The organism is Neobacillus sp. B4I6 (assembly GCF_050434045.1).
GTDB lineage: Bacteria > Bacillota > Bacilli > Bacillales > Cytobacillaceae > Neobacillus.
Genome location: NZ_JBNPWB010000001.1, coordinates 77,742 through 93,983, shown reverse-complemented (window position 1 = coordinate 93,983; position 16,242 = coordinate 77,742). Strand labels below are relative to the sequence as shown.

The 16,242-nt window shown below is 36.6% G+C and carries 14 protein-coding genes and 3 pseudogenes; 12 read left to right on the top strand and 5 right to left on the bottom strand.

Going from position 1 to position 16,242, the window contains the following annotated elements:
- Positions 1-72: 72 nt before the first annotated feature.
- The 3 genes and pseudogenes from QF028_RS00550 to QF028_RS00540 form a co-directional block, all read right to left on the bottom strand.
- A protein-coding gene (locus QF028_RS00550; protein WP_429463296.1) for an IS3 family transposase occupies positions 73-1,235 on the bottom strand; the annotation gives its coding sequence in 2 pieces (ribosomal slippage) (positions 73-959 and positions 959-1,235; 1,164 coding nt in all).
- A 120-nt stretch (positions 1,236-1,355) separates the two neighbouring features.
- On the bottom strand, positions 1,356-1,631 hold the full coding sequence (locus QF028_RS00545) for a hypothetical protein (protein ID WP_429463294.1): 276 nt from the start codon (positions 1,629-1,631) through the stop codon (positions 1,356-1,358).
- Positions 1,624-2,013, bottom strand: a pseudogene (locus QF028_RS00540) (tyrosine-type recombinase/integrase); the annotation flags it as partial. The gene QF028_RS00545 and the pseudogene QF028_RS00540, both read right to left, overlap by 8 nt.
- A gap of 157 nt (positions 2,014-2,170) precedes the next feature.
- On the opposite strand from QF028_RS00540, the gene QF028_RS00535 reads away from it, so the two are divergent.
- A complete protein-coding gene (locus tag QF028_RS00535) occupies positions 2,171-2,629 on the top strand; it encodes a benzoate/H(+) symporter BenE family transporter (protein WP_429463724.1) in 459 nt (152 codons plus the stop codon).
- Positions 2,630-2,740: 111 nt separating this feature from the next.
- Here the strand turns inward: QF028_RS00535 and QF028_RS00530 are convergent, their stop codons facing one another.
- Positions 2,741-2,860 (bottom strand): IS3 family transposase, encoded by a 120-nt coding sequence (locus QF028_RS00530; protein ID WP_429463722.1) that lies wholly within the window; start codon positions 2,858-2,860, stop codon positions 2,741-2,743.
- A 755-nt stretch (positions 2,861-3,615) separates the two neighbouring features.
- On the opposite strand from QF028_RS00530, the gene QF028_RS00525 reads away from it, so the two are divergent.
- The 11 genes and pseudogenes from QF028_RS00525 to QF028_RS00475 all read left to right on the top strand — a co-directional run bounded on the left by QF028_RS00525 (position 3,616) and on the right by QF028_RS00475 (position 14,850).
- Positions 3,616-4,074 carry an SRPBCC family protein gene (locus QF028_RS00525; RefSeq protein ID WP_429463292.1) on the top strand — a complete coding sequence of 153 codons (459 nt, stop codon included), beginning with the start codon at positions 3,616-3,618 and terminating at the stop codon, positions 4,072-4,074.
- Positions 4,075-4,116: 42 nt separating this feature from the next.
- Positions 4,117-5,682 (top strand): class I adenylate-forming enzyme family protein, encoded by a 1,566-nt coding sequence (locus QF028_RS00520; protein ID WP_429463290.1) that lies wholly within the window; start codon positions 4,117-4,119, stop codon positions 5,680-5,682.
- Between the two features lie 33 nt (positions 5,683-5,715).
- The gene (locus QF028_RS00515; RefSeq protein ID WP_429463288.1) at positions 5,716-6,507 is read left to right on the top strand and encodes an enoyl-CoA hydratase/isomerase family protein; all 792 of its coding nucleotides are present in this window, start codon (positions 5,716-5,718) and stop codon (positions 6,505-6,507) included.
- A 402-nt stretch (positions 6,508-6,909) separates the two neighbouring features.
- Positions 6,910-7,431, top strand: a pseudogene (locus tag QF028_RS00510) (malic enzyme-like NAD(P)-binding protein); the annotation flags it as partial.
- 498 nt (positions 7,432-7,929) lie between these two features.
- Positions 7,930-8,568, top strand: a complete 639-nt coding sequence (gene modB, locus QF028_RS00505) for a molybdate ABC transporter permease subunit (protein ID WP_429463287.1) — start codon at positions 7,930-7,932, stop codon at positions 8,566-8,568.
- Positions 8,569-8,750: 182 nt separating this feature from the next.
- The gene (moaA, locus tag QF028_RS00500) at positions 8,751-9,767 is read left to right on the top strand and encodes a GTP 3',8-cyclase MoaA (protein ID WP_429463285.1); all 1,017 of its coding nucleotides are present in this window, start codon (positions 8,751-8,753) and stop codon (positions 9,765-9,767) included.
- Between the two features lie 111 nt (positions 9,768-9,878).
- Positions 9,879-10,895, top strand: a complete 1,017-nt coding sequence (locus tag QF028_RS00495) for a thiazole biosynthesis adenylyltransferase ThiF (RefSeq protein WP_429463283.1) — start codon at positions 9,879-9,881, stop codon at positions 10,893-10,895.
- 192 nt (positions 10,896-11,087) lie between these two features.
- A pseudogene (locus tag QF028_RS00490) lies at positions 11,088-11,528 on the top strand (molybdenum cofactor biosynthesis protein MoaE); the annotation flags it as partial.
- A gap of 18 nt (positions 11,529-11,546) precedes the next feature.
- On the top strand, positions 11,547-11,780 hold the full coding sequence (moaD, locus tag QF028_RS00485) for a molybdopterin converting factor subunit 1 (RefSeq protein ID WP_429463720.1): 234 nt from the start codon (positions 11,547-11,549) through the stop codon (positions 11,778-11,780).
- A 141-nt stretch (positions 11,781-11,921) separates the two neighbouring features.
- Positions 11,922-12,860 carry an MBL fold metallo-hydrolase gene (locus tag QF028_RS00480; RefSeq protein ID WP_429463281.1) on the top strand — a complete coding sequence of 313 codons (939 nt, stop codon included), beginning with the start codon at positions 11,922-11,924 and terminating at the stop codon, positions 12,858-12,860.
- A gap of 724 nt (positions 12,861-13,584) precedes the next feature.
- Positions 13,585-14,850, top strand: coding sequence for a benzoate/H(+) symporter BenE family transporter (locus QF028_RS00475; protein WP_429463278.1), 1,266 nt, complete (start codon positions 13,585-13,587; stop codon positions 14,848-14,850).
- Between the two features lie 562 nt (positions 14,851-15,412).
- Here QF028_RS00475 and QF028_RS00470 read toward each other — a convergent pair.
- Positions 15,413-15,805, bottom strand: coding sequence for a thioesterase family protein (locus QF028_RS00470; RefSeq protein ID WP_429463276.1), 393 nt, complete (start codon positions 15,803-15,805; stop codon positions 15,413-15,415).
- Positions 15,806-16,242: the final 437 nt, after the last annotated feature.

Genomic DNA, 16,242 nt, shown 5'->3' with positions numbered 1-16,242 from the left:
AATCAATATCCAATAAAAAAGCCGTTGATTTAGACTGTCCTAGTCATTTGAGACAGAGATAAAACACCCTTATTAGGCTGCCATACTCCCAAATTCAATGGGGGTTCGGTAGCCTAATTTTTCTTGAATGCGTTCTTCATTATAATGTTTAACGTAATCATTTACATGATTTCGTACGTCCTTTAAGCTTATTGAGTTGAACTTAATATATTGGAACTCCTCTGATTTCAAGTTGGAGTGAAACGACTCAATAACTGCATTATCCCAACAATTTCCACGTCTTGACATACTACTAATCAGGTTACTCTCTTTCACAAACTTTTGAAAGGCATATGATGTATATACACTTCCTTGATCAGAATGAAGGATGACTCCGGATGGGTTTCTACGTGCACTTAATGCTGCTTTAAGTGTATCCAACACAAGTGGAGTCTGTTGATGATCATATATCTTATATGCCACAATTTGATTGTTATACAAGTCCACAATAGTCGACAAATACAACGTAGATGGACCATATTGTAGGTAAGTAATATCGGTGACCCACTTTTGATTTGGAGCACTGGCTGTGAAATCTCGTTCTAAAATATTGGGTGCAATAACAACGGATTCTCCCTGCGATTTCCACTTTCGTTTCGGCTTTACACGACATTGCAAATAATGTTTTTGCATAATACGTTGAACAGTATTACGATTCAATTTAATCTTATAGTCACGATATAACATAGCCTTTATTTTACGGTGCCCGTATCGATATTTTGTTTCCTGGCATATAGTAATGATGATTTCTTCCTCTTTAGTTAATACGTCCTTTCCCGCTTTTGCCCACCGATAGTAGGTAGCTCGCGGCAAGGATAGGGCAGATAAAATCGCCGTAACCGTGTACTTCTTACGGAACTTTTCAACTATCTGCAGGACTACTTGTTTTTCAACTCCTTTACCATCTCCAAATACTTTTTTAAGATTTCATTCTCCTGTTTCAAGTGAGTAAATTGCCGATCTTTCTTTTCCTCTTCACTCACATTATCTGGTCCAAGCCCGTACGAATATTGTTTGCCAATCGGCTGATCAAAACGATGTATCTCATTCTCTCGGTACCATTTCATCCATGTCTTTATCTGAGAAACATTTTTAATTCCGTACTTCTCCATAATCTCTTGATTAGTTAACTCCCCTGACATCTTATCCCTCACCACTGCCCATTTTGTTTCACTAGAATATACGTTTTTGCCCATGCAAAAACACCTCCGATTTTAGTACTTAATTTCAGTGTACCATTTCGAAGGTGTTTTATCGTGTCTCATTTTATTAGGTTAGTCTAATTCCTTTGTGTAGGAAAATTGGCTTTTTTGCATTCAGATATGTCTTAGCGTATGTTTTCCGTATTTTGTTATTGAGATCCTTCCATTTCTGGTACTAACAGTTTCGTTTGGTCTTTTTTCTGTCCAAAGCAAAACCATTTCCTTCGGAAGCTTCACGTCTATTAAATCTTGCTTGGTAGCCAAAGTGTCAAACTGTTTCAAAAGTGAAGAAGCTTTTGTATATTTATAACCCACAGCTCTCTTTTCCTTAATAAATCCTGAAATCACATCACCCAGAATACATTCAAAAACGAAGTTTTTCTCAGTCATTCTTAAACACCTCCTCCGGATCAATGGCACATCTCCGTAAGCCTACCATTCCAGTATGAAGATAGACGCTTGTAGACTTAGAATTAAAATGTCCAAGAATTTCGGAGATTACTGGTAATGGTGTTCCTTGTTCAAGCAAGGTACTCGCAAGTGTGTGGCGAAGCGAATGCAATCCTTGCTTTTTTCTACTGGTAACAGTTATTCCGGCAAGTCTGGTGTACTTCGTGATAATATTATGAAGGTTTGCATCTTTACCAAATGCCTCATAGGGTGCATTCATCCTTATAAAAACAAATGGTGAATTACTAATTGGGCGTGCATTTTTCACATAATCAATTAATGCCCAGCCAATATCCTTTAAAATGGGGTATGTGATGGTATTTTTTGTTTTGCTCTACTTTATTTCTATAGTCTTGGACTGCCAGTTTAAATCTGATAGTTCCAATGACTTAATGTCTCCAACCCTTATACCTAACTTGGCTACTAGAAGCAGAATGGCATAATCTCTCTCCTATCAATGCTTTGTTTACTCTCCAGGTATTGGTACAATCGTTAACTCTCTTTTTGGAGGACATCCTACTGTTATAGCTGGACCAAGTACTGCAATGGTTTCTAGCGATGCAGCAGGTGAGGATAAAAATTTGAGATATGTAGCAGCAACTTTTGATGGGTTTCTTTGGATTTGTTTTGGTTTAGTAGCAGGGATGGTTATTGCAGTTTCGACGGTTGTTCCTAGTCAATTGCTCTCCGTGCTCGGTGGTCTTGCTATATTTGGAGTGTTTATAAGCACATTTGCTGGAGCTTTCAACGGGAAATTTAAAAATGGAGCCATGGTGGCATTTCTTATAGCTATTTCTAATGTAACCGTATTTTCAGTTGGTGCCGCTTTCTGGGCTCTATTGGTAGGATTTGTCGTTCCTTTATTACTTGATCAAGAGGACTATAGAAAATCAAAAAGTAAAATGCAGACAGAAAATAAAAAAGCAAAAAGTGCATAATATATAGGCTTTATAATTTTTTAAAAAAGCAGCATTCAACCCTGGACTGTATCCTTTAAAATGGACAGTTTAATAAACAGGAACTTGCTACTAGAAGGTGATCCCAGGTATTCAACCGGGGTCATTTTTTAATTTCCATTGGTATCTCTCATAATTACAATTGTAAATATATACGTCTGCTTTTTTCTGTAATTCCTTTAGGTTCTCACATGATTTATGATCATTTAAGATGATTAAAGAAAGATTCTATTGGAGCGGTATCCCAACAGTTTCCTTTCCGACACATGATAGTATTAACTTTAATTTTTTGATCTTCTCTTGAAAGAGAGGATGGGTGTAATGAAAACCTAGCCAGAATGAAAATGACATCAGGGTGAAACTGTTCACCTATAGCTTCTTTCAACTTAATCAATGTTTTATAGACAATATCTAAAGAACTGGATAGATGATAGGCAACCATTTCTCGTGTTGCCCTATCTTTCACACAAGATAACTTTTCGTCCCTTTCCGTAATAAAGATACGTAATATCCGCCAATAACACTTTACCTGGTTTTTTTTGATTAAACTCAAGGTTTAGTAAGCTATGGCATGTACGGTGTTCTTGGGTGCTTTACCCATTTTTCGATAAGGATTCGCACGTCTAATCTTCGTTAAAAGGTGGTATTCAAAAAGTGACTATTCATTAATATAAGAAAATACATCCTGTTATTTATAAATCTAGTATAACGAAAAGAAAACAGATCTGGTCAAAAACATTCAATGTTTGAAATAATAAGAAATATTTTAAATGATTAAAACAAGATTTTGAAAACAGAAAGTAAGTTTATCGATTATTATGTTATTAATAGAAGGTGAGATCAACCTAAACACTCCATAAATATTTAATACTCTTTTTTAACTTTTTTTCATTAATGTTTGTAACCGCTTTCTTAAAAGTTTTTTAAATTTAGAAAATTATTTAAAGATAGAATAGGAGGAGTTAACGATGGAAGGTAAAGGGAAGTTGAATTTGCCAGCAGGTATTGAACAGTCTTGGGATGTGTTATTAGATTCCGAGGTGCTTAAAAGATGCATTATGGGGTGCAAAAAATTAGAGCTAGTAGAAGAAAATAAGTATGAAGCTGATATTTCTATGGGTGTTGCAGCAGTGAAGGGTGACTACTCTTCAACTATTGAATTAGCAAATATTGATAAACCTAAATCTTATCGAATGATCGTAAAAGGTGAGGGCGGTCCTGGAAGTATTGAGGCTGTCGCAGATATTAACCTTGAATCAGTAGATGAAAACACAACTGTTCTTCATTACACCTTTGAAGCAGAAGTGGGAGGAAAAGTTGCGATGGTCGGTCAACGAATGCTAGGTGGCGTAGCCAAGTTGGTCATTAAAGACTTCTTTAGTAAATTTGGGAAAGAATTAAAAAAAGAAGCAAACGTACACAGTTAATTAAATAATTAATCAATAAAGGGGAGAAGGGAGAGATTTTTTATGAATTTAGGTACATTATTGGATTTTGCGGTTGAGCGCTATCCAAACCATATCGCTCTAGTTCAAGGACCAAAATCTTATACTTATGTCCAATTGCAAAATGAAGTAGAAAAAGTAGCTGCTTCTTTGCAGCGTCTAGGCATTCAAAAGCAGGACCGTGTTGTAGTAATCTTAAAGAACAGACATGAGAATGTTATGGTTTACTGGGCATTACAAAAGATCGGTGCGATCTATACTCCAATAAATCACCGCTTATCTACTAAAGAGGTCGAGTATTGTGTAAACGATGCTGAAGCGAAAGCGGTCGTCTATGAATTATCAAGTCAAAATGCTGTGTTAGGTTCGAACTTTTCTGAAAGGCCAATCTTGATTGGTGTTGAGAATTACAATGGTGTAGATATTTCTTATCCTGAACTAGTAGACAGAAGCCCAAGAAGCTATCAAAAGCCAAGTTTAGATGAAAATGATATTTCAATCATGCTTTACACATCAGGAACAACAGGACGTCCAAAGGGTGTACCACGAACTCATAGGAATGAATACGCCTCAGCAATGGCACATATCGTCCAAAACCAGTATCAGTTGGGGGAAAGTACATTAGGAGTAATGCCGCTTTATCATACAATGGGTGTTCGTTCGCTGCTCTCAATGGCTTTTTTAAATGGAAAATTTGCTCTTTTGCCAGAATCTGACTTTGATGCTGGTGAGGCACTTGAAATTGTACAAAAAGAAGGAATTTCTTCCCTTTATTTAGTACCGACGCTTTATCATGATACGCTAACACACCCAGATTTTTACAAGTATGACCTTTCAAAGCTTGAAAAAATCGGTTATGCCGGTGCAGCAATGACAACGACATTAGTAAATCAATGTATGAGCTTACTGAAACCAAAATTGTTTGTAAATCATTACGGCTGTACGGAAATTTATACGTTTACCATCTGCCCGAATGTTAGTGAAAAGCCAGGTAGTGCTGGTAAACCAGGTATTCACCAAAATATTCGTCTGGTAAAAGCAGATCCAGATGGTCATTCTACTCCTGATGATATTGTTGGGAAAGAAGAAGTTGGTGAAATTATAGCAAACCTGGAATCCATTGAAGCTTTCAAGGGGTATTGGAATCGCCCTGATGCTACAAATAAGGCGATTCGCGAGGGCTGGTATTTTACAGGGGATATTGGTTTTATTGATGAAGATGGTGACTTATTCGTTGTTGGCCGTGTTGACGATATGATTATCTCTGGAGGGGAAAACATTCATCCATTAGAAGTTGAAGATTGTCTAACTCAACATCCAAAGGTTTTGGAAGCTTCCATTATTGGGGAGCCGGATGATCGCTGGGGACAGATCGTATCCGCCTATATTGTTTTAAAAGACGAATCAGTTACAGCACAAGATCTGGATGAATTTTGTAAAAATCATCCCAATTTGTCAAACTTCAAAAGACCTCGAAAGTATACTTTTGTAAAGGGAATTCCAAAAAGTCCTGTTGGAAAAATCCTGCGTCGTAAATTACGTGAAGGTGATTTTGAGGCACTTAACAATCAAAGTGAACCTGTTAGCTAATAAAAAATCTACAAAAGAAAAGGGGAAATAAGAATGACTGTAACAGAACAAATCTATGATCATATTCGAGTGGAGAAAAATGTAGAAAAACAAACAGCGACTATTGTATTGGACCGACCGGAAAAAATGAATTATATCAGCATGCTTGGCCGAGTTCAGTTGAAAGAAATCTTTGAAGAGTTGAATAAAGACGACGAAGTTCGTGTCATTATCATTAAAGGGGAAGGAGATGTATGCTTCAGTGCAGGGGGAAGCATTCCAGAATTTATGGCAACACACCAAGAAAAGCTTTCCCATTTGGCAGAGAACGTTGCAGCACCAGAGCAGTCACCAAAACCAGTCATTGCTCAGCTGCAGGGATATACATTCGGTGTTGGCCTGGAACTAGCGATGGCTTGTGATTTCAGAATCGCAGCAGAAGATACACTGCTTGCCCTCCCAGAAATGAACCTAGGAATGATTCCTGGGAGCGGCGGCACTCAGCGTATTGCAAAGATTGTCGGTTTGACAAGAGCAAAGGACATGATTATGCGAGCAAGGAAAATTCCGGCTGATGAAGCGTATCGATGGGGTCTTTTAACACAAGTAGTGTCCAAAGAGGACCTTCAACAAACAGTGGATTCACTAGTTGAGGAGCTTGTTCGATTTTCTCCGCTTGCCCAACGTATCGCAAAAGAAGTGTTGAATGCCTCAGAAGAAAGCCCGCTTAGTGCTGGTCTGAAGATAGAAGGAAAAGCATACGGTCTCTTGCGTACAACAGAAGACTTTAAAGAAGGTGTAGATTCGTTCGTCGAAAAGAGAAAACCTGTTTTTACAGGAGAGTAATGAAGAGATAATCACCGGCAACCAATGCCGGTGATTATTTTTATTAAGGGAGTTTTAAAATGCAGCATTAGTGCCGTTTAATTACTTGGAACTGGACGTTTGATAAACTGGATTTATCAAAATTGGTTCTGGTAATTAATTTGAATAAGTAGATTGTAAGTTAGCAAAAACACTGGCATTTCATGAAACCTAAATCACCAGAACCCTTTAAACTGATCCTAAGGTATTTTACGAAGGTAGATAGTTTTTATATAAATTATGAGAAATACTGGAAGTTATTGTAAGTAAGATAATGAAAGTGAAGTGAATAAGAATTTTAAAATAGTTTATATATATATTTTATGATTAACAATATTCTGATAAGTATAAAATCAAGTATGTTTATTGAAAAAGTAGAAATAAAATAAAGAACAAAAACAAAGTACATTAGCAGATGCTCTTGTTGGAGCAGATGTGTTTGTTGGGGTATCAGCAGCAGGTGCCGTCACGAAAGAAATGGTATTTTTCATGAATCAGAAACCAATCATTTTTACCATGGAAAACCCAGTTCCGGAAATTATGCCGGAAGAAGCAAAAGAGGCTGAAGCATTAGTAGTAGGGACAGGTCGCTCTGATTTTTCAAATCAGGTCAATAATGTACTGGCATTCCCTGGAATTTTTCGGGGGCGCTTTAGACGAATACGCGATGGAAATAAATGAAGAAATGAAGTTTGCGGCCGTTTATGCAATTGCTGGATTAATTTCAGATGACAATCTTCTTGCTGATTATGTGATTCCTAATCCATTAGACACAGAGTTGAATCTCATGTAGCAGCAGCTGTTGCTAACGCAGCGATGGAAACTGGTGTTTCACAAAAAAATGCAAATTCAGCAGAAATCAAAAAGCGACTATTATTAGTAGAAGAAAAACAAACTGTTGTATAAATCTAGGATAGATAGGGAAAATAGACTTCTGTTATAAAAAGCTTCTATGTTTGTAAAAAAGAATATTTTAAAATGAGAAAAGCGAGATTTTGAAAACCGAAAGTTAGTTTATCGAGTATTGTTTTATTAAAGGAGAGTGTAAATCCTCCTAAAACGTTAAATAATCTTTTTTTCTATTTTTTTATCAAACATTTTGTAACCGCTTTCCTTTGGACTGTGCAAAAAAAGCATTTTAAGGAGGAATGAATGGTGGAAAGTAAAGGGAAATTGAATCTACCAGCAGGTATTGAGCCTTATTGGGATGAGGTACTAGATTCGAGGTGTTAAAGAGAGGCATCATACGGTCCGAAAAATTAGAGCTAGTAGGAGAATATAAGTATGAAGCTTATACTTCTATGGGTGTTGTAGCAGTAAATCTTCAACTATTGAGCTATCAAATATTGAAAAGCCAAAATCTTATCGAATTATCGTAAAAGGTGAGAAAGAGAGGTGGATGTCATGCAGGACTTTTGGTCTCCAGTCTTTTTATCCGTAAAAGTATCAATCGTAGCAGTCATTTTTACTGCGCTCTTTGGAGTTTTTGCGGGCAAATGGTTATCTGGAAAATTATTTAAAGGAAAAATCGTACTAGAGACCATACTGATGATTCCTTTGGTACTATCTCCTACGGTAGTGGGGCTGATATTAATCCTCTTTTTTGGTAACACAAGCTTCATAGGTAAAACACTGAATTTCTCTATTATGTTTACATGGTGGGCGGCTGTCATCTCTTCGATTGTGGTAGCCTTTCCGCTGATGTTTCAAACGGCTAAACATTCATTTTTATCTATAGATCGAGATATCACAAATGCTGCCTACGTAGATGGAGCAGGCGAGTGGAAGGTGTTTTGGAAAGTGGAAGTACCGCTTACTTTGAAACAGCTCGTAGCAGGTATCATTTTAAGTTTCACGCGCAGTTTTGGTGAGTTTGGTGCCACCTTGATGTTTGCAGGGAATCTTCCTGGAAGAACCCAAACTGTTCCTGTTGCCATTTATATGGCGTATGAAACTAATGACATGCATAAGCTTTGGTTGTGGATGGCAGTATCTGTTTTCATTTCCTTCTTATTTTTATGGGTGAGTTCCCGTTTAAATTAAATGGGTGACAATGGAAAGAAATAGTAAAGCCAGCTTTTATTTCTTTTTACGAAAAACAATCAGAATGATAAGAACACGATTGATCATTCAAAAAGCCTCTTAAGTATAAAGAGCCTTTTGCGTTATTTTATCTTCATTAAGAAAAAGTCATGTCCGGAGAATGTTGGATTGGAGTGACAGTTATGAAACATTCATTGATACAAGATCAAATGAAGCGTCCGTTGCGTGATTTGCGTATTTCAGTTACAGATCGTTGTAATTTCCGGTGCTCGTACTGCATGCCTGCTGAAATATTCGATAAGAATTATGCCTTTTTGCCAAAGGAGCATCTTCTTACGTTTGAAGAAATTGAACGTTTGGCAAAAATCTTTGTGCAGCTTGGGGTAAAGAAAATTCGCTTAACAGGTGGGGAACCCCTATTACGAAGAGATTTACCTGTGTTAGTACAGAAGCTGTTAAAGATTGATGGAATAGAAGACATTGGTTTAACGACAAATGGAGTTTATTTAGTAAAATACGCTGCTGACCTTAAAAAGGCGGGCTTAAAGCGGGTAAATGTTAGTCTCGATGCAATCGATGATGAGTTATTCAAAAAGATAAATGGACGCGGTGTCAGCATAAAAGCAGTATTAAAAGGAATTGAAACTGCACGTACTGAAGGACTTGAAGTAAAAATAAATATGGTAGTTAAAAAAGGGATGAATGACCGTGAAATTATTCCAATGGTTTCTTATTTTAAGGAGCAGGGGATTACTTTACGATTCATTGAATTTATGGACGTTGGGAGTACGAACGGTTGGAATTTTGATCAAGTTGTTTCCAAAAAGGAAATATACGATATTATTCAAGCTGTTTATCCGCTTGAGCCGATTGAACCTAGTTATTTTGGAGAGGTAGCAAAACGTTACTGTTACGTAGGTACAAATACGGAGGTAGGCTTTATCACCTCTGTTTCGGAATCATTTTGTTCAAGCTGTACACGCGCACGCATTTCAGCGGAAGGAAAACTGTACACCTGTTTATTTGCAGCAAAAGGCTTTGATTTAAGAGAAAAGCTCAGATCAGATGCAACAAACGAAGAGATAGCAAAGGCGGTTACGGAAGTATGGAATAACAGAAAGGACCGTTATTCTGATGAACGTACAGAAGAGACAGTGAAAAACCGAGAACGAATTGAAATGTCTTATATTGGGGGATAAAAATTGTAAACAACAGTTTTAATCAAGTCCTTTTTAACGTTGAAAATAAAAATTGTTTTCTAAATGAATGTACCGAAATATTAACAGGCGTGCAGGAAGGAAGGACTGAGAGTGAAAGACAGATATTCTAGACAGGAGCTCTTTTCACCGATTGGAAAAGAGGGTCAGAAAAAGATAAAAGACAAGCATGTGCTATTAGTTGGGGCAGGAGCATTGGGAACAGCCAGCGCAGAAGTACTTGTACGTGCTGGAATCGGCAAGCTGACGATTGTGGACCGCGATTATGTAGAGTGGAGCAACCTGCAGCGCCAACAATTGTACGATGAAGAGGATGCAGAAAGAAAAATACCAAAAGCAATAGCGGCGAAAGAACGCTTAAGTAAAGTAAATTCACATGTTGAAATTATTCCACATGTGATTGATGGCACATCTGAGAAATTGGAATCGCTTTTGCATGATGTTCATCTCATCTTGGATGCAACGGATAATTTTGATACAAGAATGGTACTCAATGACCTTTCTCAAAAGAATAATATTCCTTGGATTTATGGGGCCTGTGTCGGAAGTTTCGGCATGAGCTATACGATCATACCAGGAAAAACGCCGTGTTTGCATTGCTTGCTTGAACATGTGCCTGTTGGAGGAATGACATGTGATACAGTCGGAATTATCAGTCCTGTTATCCAAATGGTTGTAGCTTATCAAGTGTCAGAAGCGCTGAAAATACTAGTAGAAGACGAAGAATCGTTAAGGCAAACACTTGTGTCTTTTGATTTATGGAAAAACCAGTATACTGCTGTTAAGGTAGGAAAAATGAAAAAACACACGTGTTTATCTTGTGGCAATTATCCGACCTATCCGTTTCTTTCATTTGAAAATCAAACGAAAACAGAAGTATTGTGCGGAAGGGATACTGTTCAGATCAGGCCGCCTAAAGCAGTTCAATATGACTTGGAAAAGCTTGCGGATCAGCTGTCACATGAAGGGGAAATAGAACGAAACCCGTATTTGCTATCGTTTACAGTTGAATCTTTCAGAATTGTTATTTTCCGGGATGGTCGGGTGTTTGTTCATGGAACGAAAGATATAAAAGAAGCCAAAACGTTATATTACCGTTACTTAGGATAAACTTGAAAAAGCAATTTGGTGTTCTAGAAGGTTGATTTGAATTGGAACTCTTTCACTGATTTCATCTATTCTCACTTCTAATCTTTAACTTTTTAAAAAGGCAAAGCGTATCTCTAACTAGGGAGATAGATTGTGAGATTATTCGTTAATAAATTTTCGCCGAATTCTAGCATACAATGGCTCATGGAAAGAATGAAAAACGCAGTGGATAAATTATTATATGAAGTAATTACGAACCCCATCAATGTTCAGAAAGTGATTGATAAAGTCGTAAGAAGAGAAGCTGGAGCGGTGACAACTTTTATTGGGACTGTCCGGGAAATTACAAAAGGAAAACGGACATTGTATCTAGAGTATCATGTGTATTTATCGATGGCAGTAAAAACACTTGAAAAAATTGGGACGGAAATTAAAGAGAAATGGCCTGAAGCGAAAACGGCAATTACCCATCGAATCGGAAAACTGGACATTTCTGATATTGCCGTCGTGATAGCTGTTTCAACTCCACATCGCAAAGACGCATATGATGCTAACGAATACGCTATTGAACGCAATAAGCAAATTGTTCCTATATGGAAAAAAGAGCATTGGGAAGATGGTGATATGTGGATCGGTGATCAACTCAGGGAAACCGGAAATGGAGGAAAACAAATGATTACCGTTTTATTATTTGCGCATCTGCAAGAACAGTTAGGAACAGATAAGATGATAATCAATAAGGTAGAATTAACGGTTGCAGAATTAAAAGAAAAAGTAGAAGAAGAACTTGGTTGGGATCAAAGACAGCCCTTGATGGTCGCAATTAACGAAGAATATGCGATTGATGAGGATTTAATTAAGGAAGGCGACATTGTTGCGCTGATTCCTCCTGTCAGTGGAGGATAATAACATGAATATCAATTGATCTGATGCAAGGTATTAAACAATAAGAAATGAAAATAGGGAACGTAAAAATGCTCTAATCCAAAGACTAGAGAGGAAATTAAATATCCGAGCGACAAAATTAAAAGTGCAGAGGTGAAATGTATGCTTGATAGTTTAGAAGTATCATATGTAACGATTGATTTGCCTTTCAGATTAAACCATGTCAATTGTTTTATGGCAAAAGGAGAAGATGGATGGACAATAATCGATTCAGGACTCCATAATTCAATAACTTACAACAAATGGAAACCTATTATTAAAAACAAAAAAGTTGCCAATATCATTATTACTCACTATCATCCAGATCATTACGGCTTTGCTGGTAGACTGCAGGAACTGACAGGTGCGAAGGTATTTATGACCGAGATTGATAAAAATACAGCCATACGAAATTGGGGAGAAAAAAACATTGACTCTTTAGGAGAGAACTACTACAAATGCGGGATACCCAAAGAAACAGCATATGAAATGGCCAATAATGAGGCAGGATTCACACCTCTAGTAACTCCACATCCTAAAGTAGATTATTTTTTACAAGAAGACAATAAATTTTATTTTGGTAAATATGAATATGAGGTATTAAATGCTCCAGGGCATTCTGACGGATTGATTTGTCTTTATAATAAAGAGAAAAGTGTCTTATTTTCAACAGATCATATCCTTCCCAAGATAACACCAAATATTTCCTATCATTTTCATGGTGAAAGAAATCCACTCGAAAAATTTCTAGAGTCACTTCATAAATTTAAAAAACTTGAAGCGGAGTTTGTAATACCTTCTCACGGTGAGCCATTTTGGAATGCAAATAAAAGAATTGATGAGATAATTAATCATCATTATGAGCGACTTTCTAAAATACTCGAAATACTAGTTTCCCCTCGTTCTGTTTATGAGATTAACAATCTAATATTTGGCCGTAATTTTACTTCTCACGAAATGAGATTTGCAATCGGTGAAACAATATCTCATCTAGAATATTTAGTAAATAGAGGGGAATGTACAAAGGAAATGGATAATGGAATTTACATATATAAAATATAAGGAATGATTTATTATTTTATTCTGTTCTGTTCTCTTTATCTCTGAACATAAATACCTCTTGCAATTAGCAAAAGGTATTTGTGTGACGGAAAGTCGTATTTTGTGCACGCAATCTATTCTGAATGAATTATTACAGGTTTGGGGTACGTTTCCCGAATTCTTGAAATTATTTTCTAGAAGGAGTAAGTCCATCCATGTATTACCATGGATATCAGCGATACCCCTATAAAGGACATAGATTATAGAACAAAGAGTTTAGAGTTTGAAATAAGAAAAAATTTAAAAATAGAAAAATAAGATTTTAAAAGGCTAATGTAAACTAATTGATTATTCTGTTATTAGGGATCATTTTTTCATTCTACTTCATTTTGGAATACCTATTTACTTACCGATATTTGAAAACGCTTTCTATGTTGTTTTGAAATTTGGAAGATTATTAAAAACATAGAATAATGGTAGGTAAAAGAAAGCAGCGTATCTTCTGGAAAAGTCATCGCCGCCATTGGTTTAAGGAGGCGCTTGGCAATCTGGATTCAAAAGGACTAAATTCTGTTCCTTGGAAACTCGTAACGCGATCTATCATGTTAGCTTATTGTGGTCAAAAGTTACTAGGAGGAATGGTCAGATGTTTTAGGTAGACTTTTAGCCTTAGACCTAGTTCTGTGTGACCAGGAACAAGAATCTTTTTCTTTCCAATGGAGTGATAAAAAAGGAGGTTTACAATTTGGGTATCGAAAGAGGTACAGACGTTAGAAAAAATATTAAGGATTTTTTCGGTAATTTAACTCCCGCTGCTCTTGGAACTGGTCTGGTTGCTGCGTTGTTTAGCATTATGGGGCCAGGTTTAATTGTAATGAATGCAGCTAAAGAAGGGAATCTTTCAGTTGAGCAGGCCGTCTCCTGGTTATGCATTATTTATATAGCTGGCGGAATATCTACAATTTTCTTGTCACTCCGCTATCGTATACCAATTGTGGTTGCTTATTCCATACCTGGTGCTATCCTTATAGGTAATGCCTTAAATCATATACCATTTCAAGAGGCAATTGGGGCATCTATTGTTGCTGGTATAGTGGTTACAATTCTTGGAATATCAGGTTTGATAAAGAGGGTAATAGAGTATATTCCTCTACCTGTCATGTTAGGTATGATTGCTGGTGTCCTTCTCTCTTTTGGTATTAAAGCAATTCAGGCTGTGGTAGAGGCACCAGCTGTTGCTGGGAGTTCCTTTGCAGCATTTTTTCTCTTGTTATCAATGAAAAAGTTCTCTAAGAAATTCCCACCTATTCTAGGTGCAATGATAATAGGAGGGGTAATCGCTACAGCACTTGGCCAGACAAACTGGGGGTCGATAGAACCTTCATTTACTCATCCTATATTTGTAGTACCTCATTTTAGTATTCAAGCAACCTTAGAACTCACGTTGCCCTTAATTATACTTATTATCGGTGTTCAAAATATGCAAGCTGTCGGGGTGCTTTACGCTACAGGATATAAACCACCTATCAATGCGATGTTTACTCTTCCAGGTATTGGTACGATCATTAACTCTCTTTTTGGAGGACATCCTACTGTTATAGCTGGACCAAGTACTGCAATGGTTTCTAGCGATGCAGCTGGTGAGGATAAAAATTTGAGATATGTAGCAGCTACTTTTGATGGATTTCTCTGGATTTGTTTTGGCTTAGTAGCAGGGATGGTTATTGCAGTTTCAACGGTTGTTCCTGGCCAATTACTTTCAGTGCTTGGCGGTCTAGCTATATTTGGAGTGTTTATAAGCACTTTTGCCGGAGCTTTCAACGGGAAATTTAAAAATGGAGCCATGGTAGCATTTCTTATAGCTATTTCTAATGTAACCGTATTTTCAGTTGGTGCCGCTTTCTGGGCTCTATTGGTAGGATTTGTCGTTTCATTATTACTTGATCGAGAGGACTATCGCAAAGCAAAAAGTAAAATGCTTACAGAAAATGAAAAAGCAAAGAGTGCATAATATATATAGCTTAATCATATTTGAAAAAGCAGCATTCGGCCCTTGACTGTATCTTTTATAATAGACGTTTTTCTAAAAAGGGAATATGCTGCTAGTAGGTGATCTCAGTATTAAACTGGGATCATTTTCTTTAATATTGATTTGTATTTCTCTTAATATTTAAGATGTGAGCGATGGATATCTATAGTTTTTGAATTCTTGAAAATCCTGAGATCTTATCTATCTTATAAAAGGGAGGAGGAGAAAGAGCAATGAGTTTTATTAAGAATATCAAACAAAGTTTCTTAATTCAGAAAAAGCTATTAGTGTTTTGTAAATAGTCTAGCAATTGCTAGACTATAATAATTATCCATACAATTTCTAATGTAAAGAACTGGATCTTTTATGAGGCGTGGCATAATTACTGCTACTGGTATCCATTAATGGCCCCAACAATCAGTATAAGCAAAGAGATAGGCCAACTATAAATGAAATCATCTATAAAATCCAAAAAGAGTCGATCCTACTTCTCCTACTAAATAAACAACGATTGAGCCATCCCTAATAGCTTCCAATTATTAATTTAATTGTGCATCAGTCTTTGGAAACGTGCCATTTCTATAACCGCACTTTCACCATCACCGTCACCTAGTCTTTCTCCTTTGTCAGTCTCTACTTGAAATTCATAAGATACAAAGTGTCTAGTAACTTTGGTGATTTTACCTGTAGCTTTTACATTTGTCCCAATTGGTGCAGGTGCGCGGTGGTAAGTTTGCTGACGAACTCCTACAATACCGTGACCTTCAGGTATTAGTGGAAGAAGTGCGTTGTTTAAAGCCGGTTCCGCCATTAGCCCTACAATTGCTGTTGCTAACACATGGACACCCTCGTTACCCAAGTTATGTGCTGTTACTTCCTGATCAACTACTATCGTAGATATACCGAACTCACCTACTGCTTTTTCCTTCCATGACATATTGGACGGCCCCTTTACAAAAATTAAAAAATTCTTCTATATAAACTTATCTGTTATGTGTACAGAAAATTATTAAAAGCTTTTTTAAAGTGTTTTAAATATTTATTTACTTTTCTCACTCATACAACGTTTTTTTGAAAAATAGACAAAGGGGAATGATGGATAACAGGTTGTGATAAACGGAGGGATTTCATGAGACCAGTTTATTGTTTAACCGTTACTCGCCTTTTTCCTGATGCATAAAAGTCAATATGGTATAAGTGTATGTTGTCAAATAGTAATTTTAATGATTAAAACAAGATTTTGAATATAGAAAAAAGTTTATCGATTATTTTATTATTAATGAAAGGTAAAGGGAGTTTGAATACGTGTTATAAAATTCAGAAGTACTAATGAAATGTATTATGGGTAATAAGAAATTAGAGCTTGCCGAAGAA

Bases quoted from the DNA above. Each gene is read 5' to 3' on its own strand.
- QF028_RS00545 (WP_429463294.1), bottom strand. From the start codon at position 1,631: ATGACTGAGAAAAACTTCGTTTTTGAATGTATTCTGGGTGATGTGATT.
- QF028_RS00525 (WP_429463292.1), top strand. From the start codon at position 3,616: ATGGAAGGTAAAGGGAAGTTGAATTTGCCAGCAGGTATTGAACAGTCT.
- QF028_RS00520 (WP_429463290.1), top strand. From the start codon at position 4,117: ATGAATTTAGGTACATTATTGGATTTTGCGGTTGAGCGCTATCCAAAC.
- QF028_RS00515 (WP_429463288.1), top strand. From the start codon at position 5,716: ATGACTGTAACAGAACAAATCTATGATCATATTCGAGTGGAGAAAAAT.
- modB (WP_429463287.1), top strand. From the start codon at position 7,930: ATGCAGGACTTTTGGTCTCCAGTCTTTTTATCCGTAAAAGTATCAATC.
- moaA (WP_429463285.1), top strand. From the start codon at position 8,751: ATGAAACATTCATTGATACAAGATCAAATGAAGCGTCCGTTGCGTGAT.
- moaD (WP_429463720.1), top strand. From the start codon at position 11,547: ATGATTACCGTTTTATTATTTGCGCATCTGCAAGAACAGTTAGGAACA.
- QF028_RS00480 (WP_429463281.1), top strand. From the start codon at position 11,922: ATGCTTGATAGTTTAGAAGTATCATATGTAACGATTGATTTGCCTTTC.
- QF028_RS00470 (WP_429463276.1), bottom strand. From the start codon at position 15,805: ATGTCATGGAAGGAAAAAGCAGTAGGTGAGTTCGGTATATCTACGATA.